Genomic DNA, 6,386 nt, shown 5'->3' with positions numbered 1-6,386 from the left:
CTTAAGATTAAAGCCATGCTTTGCTTTTTCTGTAAGGTCTTCATCCTTGGTTTTGCCATCAGGGCGTACAATGCGCTTACTGCTTGGAGCTATTGGTGCATTAAATCCGTAATAAAGAGGGTCAAGATCAATGATATCTCCCTCAAAATGAAGTCTGTGTGCTGTATAACCGCAAGCATGAATAAAAAACATCACACTCAAACGGTCTGCAAACCAATCCGATAAACTGTTTTTGGCTTCTTCACGCAAATTAAACAGGGTACGTTGAGTATCAATAGTCCCTTCGTTGGGAATGCGCGTGCCATGATAGAGTTCATTGATATATAATTTATCATGGAGGAATTGGAGCGCTTCTTCGTTCCCTTCTAAAGTTTCTCCCTCACTCACACCACGTCCTGCAAGTTGGGCGCGTAAACTAAAGGTTACACAATCCCCCTTGCCTTTCTGGGTTTCTGTTTTGACCTGAATAATGCTATTGGAGCCTTTTCCCATCAGAGGAGCTATCGGCGTTGCCTTGGATACCTCCGCATCGAGCATTCTTGCCCATGTTTTTAACGCATGGGGTTCATTAATCCCTACATTGGTTATTGCCATTTATTTCACCTTTCTTTGCTGTAAAAAAAACCGGCTTAAAAGCCGGAGGAAAGCCCGCGTCAAAGGCGGCTTATCTCTTATAATCCCTCATCTAATCTTCATCATCCACACCACTTAATTTGCGTATAAGTGCTTGGTTCTTTGGATTGCTGTACCATGCTTGAAACTCTTTATCCGACATGGCGCTAATCGTCTCCCATGAAAGAGGTCCTGTACTGCCCCCTCCTCCAGATGCCGTTAAAGTTTTCGAAGAAGCCTGCCGGCTTTGAAGCGCGGCAACCTGATTATTGGCTTGTATTGCTTGGTTTTGATAACCAAGGTTTTTTGCTATTCCATAAAGCTCGTCTGCTGGATTGACACCCTTTTGTGCACATGTCGCTACAATCATACGTAATTCATTGCCTATAATCGCATCTATCGTGCTCTTTTGCGCATACTCTGGATAAACCGTCGACCAAGCCGATAACTGTTTCGCACGGGTCTCATAAAGATAATCCGCCGCCGCATCAAAATCACTGTATTTTTTCTTTGTCGAGGCAACAGAATTTTCTAAAAACTGGTTCAAATGCGCATCATGCTGTTGCTGTTCAAATGCCTGCCTTTGCACTTCCTGTTGCGATTTAATAAATGCATCCTGCTCTTGAAGCTTTTTTCCCATCCACGCCATATAGCCGACAATATCCTGACTCATTTCAGGGGGCGTGTTTTTATCCTCAACAGAAGGTTCCTGTACTTGCCCCTCATAAAACTTCATCAACGCTTCACGCGCTTGACGGGCTTGTTCTTCTGCACGCTGCTCCTCTACCGTCGATATCTCCGAAGCTTCATGAACAGGCGGTGTTGGTTCTGTAGAACCTCCCTCATCACTTACAACGGCTTCATTCTCATCACCCCCATCATAATAGTTATCATCATCAAAAACCCGCTGTTCTGCCGTGTAAGCTTCATTCATACCTTCCATTTCTTCACTCATTTGTGCATTCATTCTTTCACCTTTCTAAATGCTTCGTGCTCTATATGTATCTGCCCGTGAACGCATAATCTGATTGTGCATTTGTTCATTCAAAATACGTTGACGCTCTAACTCATGGCGCTGCTGCATCAGTTCCGCCTCTAATTTCGCTCTTTCCTGCCGCATGTACAGATCAATCTGCTTTTCTTGTAAATCCATCTGTTGCATCTGTGCTTTTGCCGCAATGTCCTGCTGCTTTTCCTGCAAACGCATTTCCTGTTCGGGATTCACCTGCTGCTCTTGTTGTGCCATCTGTTGTTGCTGTTGGAACTTCTCACTCACACGATTGAGTAATGACGCCGGCAAAGGCGAATAACGCAACAAATCAAGCATAATATCCGGTGTAATGGCATTCTGGAGCAACGGGAGCAGCTGTGTGATAATGCCAAAGGTACGCTCTTTTTCGTTCGGGCTGGTTGGGGCATCATCAACGACAATGTCATACTCAACACTCATCACCTCTTCACGGGTTAAAGGAATATATTGCGCGTTCTCTTCTCCTGAGATACGTACCAAACGACCATCTGACAGATAATTCTGTATCAAATGGAGGATAATCTTGCCTTGACGTTTGCGATACAAACGCAAGCCATCAAACAAACAAGCAAGCAGATTAAGGCTCGATTGACGACGTTGCGCTTCAAGAATGCCTGCTTGTGTAACTTCTCTGGTGCCAATAAATTCAGGCGATAAACCCGTAACCTGATTAATAGCCTCCTTCGCTTCATTAAACAGCTGGAAAAAGCCCGCTGGAAACTGTGCTACAGGCTTTGGTTGTACTTTACCTGCTGCAAGTGAGCCCGATTTGAGCCAAGTAACACTGTCTGCTCGTGTTAAACTTCTTGCCGCCTCTCTTTCATCCTCAAAAGCACCACGCTCTGCCATAATCCCGCCCTTAGATTGGCTATTGAGAATGTACATCACTTGACTGAAGTACTTATTTGCCCAGCGTTGTGGGTCTTTTGTTGGTCGTACAACGCCATAAAACTGCCGATTGATCTTATCAAAATAGCCGGTAATACACTCCCAACCCAATTGACCAGCAGGAACCAGCGGTTGATCAGGCTCTGACAAAAGCTTTCTACCTAGAAAGGCGCGTCTGACAACCTTTTTATTGAATTGAACTGCCTGTATATCAGGCATCATGCATTGAAGCTGTTCAAATTCCTCTTTGCTGTAATCTCGCAATTCACCCGTTTCTAAATCAGGTGCCTTATAAGCAACTTCTCTTTCAAACCAACGACATTCAACAAGCGTAACCATGCGTCGACCATTTTCAATATCAACGCTCTTGTCATCACTGTAATATTCTAGATCGTTATGATGAACACCTTCATAACCCACACCATCCCGCGCCCAATCCGCATTGAGCTCTGTCCAATGCGATTGCGGAAACATCTGCCTTGCAACTTCTAAAGGCTTGCGGTCAACATACCACATGCGTTGCGCATCGGTTAAATTCGGTTGTACTGCTGCGCTGTCCCAAACCATTTTTAACGGGTCTAAACGTGTGATCACCGGCTCTCCATCGGGATTATTGTCATAATCAAGCCGTGTATCTGTCCACCCCATTCCACAAATGACAGCATCCTGAAAAGCATCACTATCAGCGTATTCAGCATGCGCCATGTCTCTAAACCATTCCGCTGCACCAGTAAGCAATTCACTTGGCAATGCTTTGCCTATTTGTCGAGGGATAAACTGCACTTCTCGTTTGTTATTGCGTTCAGAGCCCACAACTGCATTCACAAGCGGGGCAATACGGTTAAAGGTCATGACAGGGCGGCGTTGCTCCTTTAAAACCGATAAATCCTTCTCATTCCACTGATCACCATTGTAAAAAGCAAAATCCTCACGAGCATGTTCACGCCATTTATTCACATGCTCCACATCTTCTTTGTACCAACTGACAAGCTTACGAAACAAACAGTCACTGGAGAGATCAGAAGCTTTGCTGTCATATTCCTGATCTAACGTTTCGTCATCTTGCATCATTCTGCCATCCATGAGCTACTCTCATACTCTCTTCTGCCACTATAGGCTGCTCGTTTCTGTCTTTCTTGGGGTGGTTCATAGGCTACACACATCAAGCCAAAGGCATCGGCTCCATGGCTCGACCAATCATGTTCAGCGCCCAAACCTATATTGCGCTTTTCATCCCACTTCTCGTGATACCAATTCAGTGCTTTGCGCCCTGCTACGGTCGTCTCTTCATTAAACCAAATTGAGGGCAAAATACGTCGCACCGCCTCTATACGTATCTTGACCGCCCCTGCTCCCTGATTGGGAATAACTTGTGTTTCAAAACCCGCATCATTCAAAGCACTCTCAAAACTCACATTGTGCACACGGTCTCTGGTCGCACCATCATGAGGCAAAACCATCAGTGCTTTCTCATAGCCATTTTGACGCAACCAGCCTATGTGCTCGGATAAGGGTTGCCCTTGTGCTTCATAATAATCAAGAACCCTGATTTCGCGTCCAACAAACTGTGCTATCCATATTGCTGTCGCATCTGCCTTGGCTCCCGTGCCCCCAATATCCCAAAAAGCGCGTATTTGCATTAAAGGGTCACGAGAAACACGCCCTATCCGCCCCTCCTGCTCGGCTGCCAACATCTCTTTTTGATAATAAGCGCCCTGAACAGCTTTTAAATAATCACCTTCCCAAATATGCTTATAGCTCTCTGGACGGTTCTTAAGATCATCCAAACGTGCTTCATTCAAGATCTTTGGAAACTTCGGATTATCAGACCAGTTGATCTCAACACGCTTGATTGCCTCATTATCGGAAAAGCGAAACCGCTTCTCAACGGGGGCATTCTCTCGCAATGGGTTCCATGTCACCCATAACTCTGCACGCCATCCCTCACCCTCCTCACGTAAAGTCGGTATAAGCGTTTGCCAAGCTGTCTCAGTGACAGGTTCCGCCTCATCAACCCAACAAAGCAAAATACGCCCCATCGACTTAATGCTCGCTACATTGCGATCAAGACCAGAAAACTGAAAAGCTATTCGACCATCTTTCGACTTAATCGAGGACTCCCCAATCTTGTAATAGTCCTTTAAAAAGTCATGACTTTCAATGGCGCGCTTAATCTCTTCCAAAGAGCTCTCTGCGAGTGAATTTTGAAATTGACGAGCACAAAGAATAGTACCTGATATCCCTCCCATGCCAAATTGATAGCCCTTTAAAGCCGCCATCAGGGCAAATGATCTTGTTTTCCCTGACCCCCGTCCTCCCCAAGCGGCACGAACCGCCGCCTTTCCTGTAAAGATTGGTATAAGCTTTGGTACAATACTAATCTGTTTGGTCGTCATTCACTAAAGGAGCGATCTCTACACGCGTTATTGTTTTTATCGCTCCACCATCCTCACCTGTCACCTGTAAAGGCAGCACCTTACCAAGCAGAGCCAAATAAGCAGCGGGGCAATCCATAGCCTGCTTTTCCAAATAGGAAATAAGTCCCTCATTGCCTATTTTGTTACCAGCAGCCTCAGCAGCTTTAAGAACTGCCTCTTTCAGAATGCGGGTCATTTTGTTGGGAATGCCCTTAACACGACCTATTCCTGCTCTCGGTGGTATCCATTTTTGTTTGACTGGTGGAGCTTGTTCTGTATTTTCTGATGTCATAAAATACGCCCTCCCGATAATAAAAAACCCCGCATTTGCGGGGGTTTCCTCACTGCACTTCCCCTCGTTTAGATACAATACGACTAAGTACAGCAACGTCATTAAATACGATTTGCAACACATTGTCAACAACAAAATAACACATATTGATATATTAAAAGGGGATCAATTATAAGAAGTTGAAATAAAAGATAATGGATACCTTATGTTTAAACGCTGCATTTTACTGAGTATAGCAATAAGCACTCTTTTATTAGCTAATCATGCAAATGGTGAAAAACAAATCGAATGTGCAAATGGAAAGGTTCCTGTTTATCGAAATTCTTCTTTTATAAAATGTGTTTCAAAGCAAGACGCACAAAAAGATGCACCAGATTGGCTTAAAAAATATAAACTACTTAGCATTCATGAACAAACCACAAAGCATGCCTCTCTTGAACATATATGTGCAAATGGCGAAATTCCTGTTTTGCGTGATGTAAGAGATCCATCTTCTGTTATTAAATGTATCCCAGAAACGGATTATGATAAATCACTTCTCCCCGAATGGGCTAAGGAATATAAGGTACTTGGTATTAGTGAAGAAGACTATAACGAAAGGCTAAAACATCGTTTTAATAAAGATAAGATAATAGAGTGGCTTGTTATAGGATTGGTCATAATCGCTATAATGTCACTCCCCATTAATATACTTTGGCGATTTAGATTCAAAATTCCTGCTTATTTATTCGCAATGGTGACTGCCTTGGCTGTTATTGCAATACCCTTTATCTTTGGTTGGTAATATCTCTTTTTAACCTATTGTTTTGAAAAATGCTTTTGAAGCGCATTAAGAACAACACGCAATGAACTCACAAGATGTGGTAGCATTTGATCTTCTATAACAAGATACTGTAGCGCGGCGTAAAAATTATACTGTCTATAAAGGCATTGCGCTTCTTTTATTGCCTCTTGCATATTTAAAAACTGCTCTGTAGCGAATTCTACCCATTTGTCCCTTGCCTTATCATCATTTGATGAAGGCATTTCGTCGTAAATAGCGTTTGGCAAGCCTTTTGCACAAAGATAGTCGTTTCTTATCTGTAGATATTTTTGTGCCGCATCATATTGCTCTTGTGTAAGCACACCTTGCAAACAAAGCCGCCCT

7 protein-coding genes are annotated in these 6,386 nt (G+C 43.7%); 1 reads left to right on the top strand and 6 read right to left on the bottom strand.

From position 1 onward, the window contains the following. From NPX99_RS08250 to NPX99_RS08230, 5 genes are all read right to left on the bottom strand, one after another. Positions 1-594 (bottom strand): phage capsid family protein (locus tag NPX99_RS08250; protein WP_269031361.1); only part of this gene is annotated, 594 nt, incomplete at its 3' end. 91 nt (positions 595-685) lie between these two features. Then, positions 686-1,579, bottom strand: coding sequence for a hypothetical protein (locus tag NPX99_RS08245; protein WP_269031360.1), 894 nt, complete (start codon positions 1,577-1,579; stop codon positions 686-688). Positions 1,580-1,591: 12 nt separating this feature from the next. After that, positions 1,592-3,613, bottom strand: a complete 2,022-nt coding sequence (locus NPX99_RS08240) for a portal protein (RefSeq protein ID WP_269031359.1) — start codon at positions 3,611-3,613, stop codon at positions 1,592-1,594. After that, the gene (locus NPX99_RS08235) at positions 3,598-4,926 is read right to left on the bottom strand and encodes a PBSX family phage terminase large subunit (RefSeq protein ID WP_269031358.1); all 1,329 of its coding nucleotides are present in this window, start codon (positions 4,924-4,926) and stop codon (positions 3,598-3,600) included. The genes NPX99_RS08240 and NPX99_RS08235 overlap by 16 nt, the downstream gene beginning before the upstream one ends. Next, entirely contained in the window at positions 4,907-5,239 is a 333-nt protein-coding gene (locus tag NPX99_RS08230; RefSeq protein WP_269031357.1) for a hypothetical protein, read from the bottom strand. Before NPX99_RS08230 ends, NPX99_RS08235 begins: the two co-directional genes overlap by 20 nt. Positions 5,240-5,444: 205 nt before the next feature. Between NPX99_RS08230 and NPX99_RS08225 the strand changes: the two genes are divergently transcribed. Beyond that, complete coding sequence (locus NPX99_RS08225; RefSeq protein ID WP_269031356.1) at positions 5,445-6,023, top strand: hypothetical protein; 579 nt, start codon at positions 5,445-5,447, stop codon at positions 6,021-6,023. Between the two features lie 14 nt (positions 6,024-6,037). On the opposite strand, the gene NPX99_RS08220 is transcribed toward NPX99_RS08225, so the two are convergent. Further along, a partial coding sequence (locus NPX99_RS08220; RefSeq protein WP_269031355.1) for a hypothetical protein occupies positions 6,038-6,386 on the bottom strand: 349 nt, incomplete at its 5' end.

This window comes from Bartonella sp. 220B, from assembly GCF_026930205.1.
Classification (GTDB): Bacteria; Pseudomonadota; Alphaproteobacteria; order Rhizobiales; family Rhizobiaceae; genus Bartonella.
The sequence above is the reverse complement of the archived record's forward strand: the minus strand, read 5'-3'. Positions and strand labels throughout refer to the sequence as shown.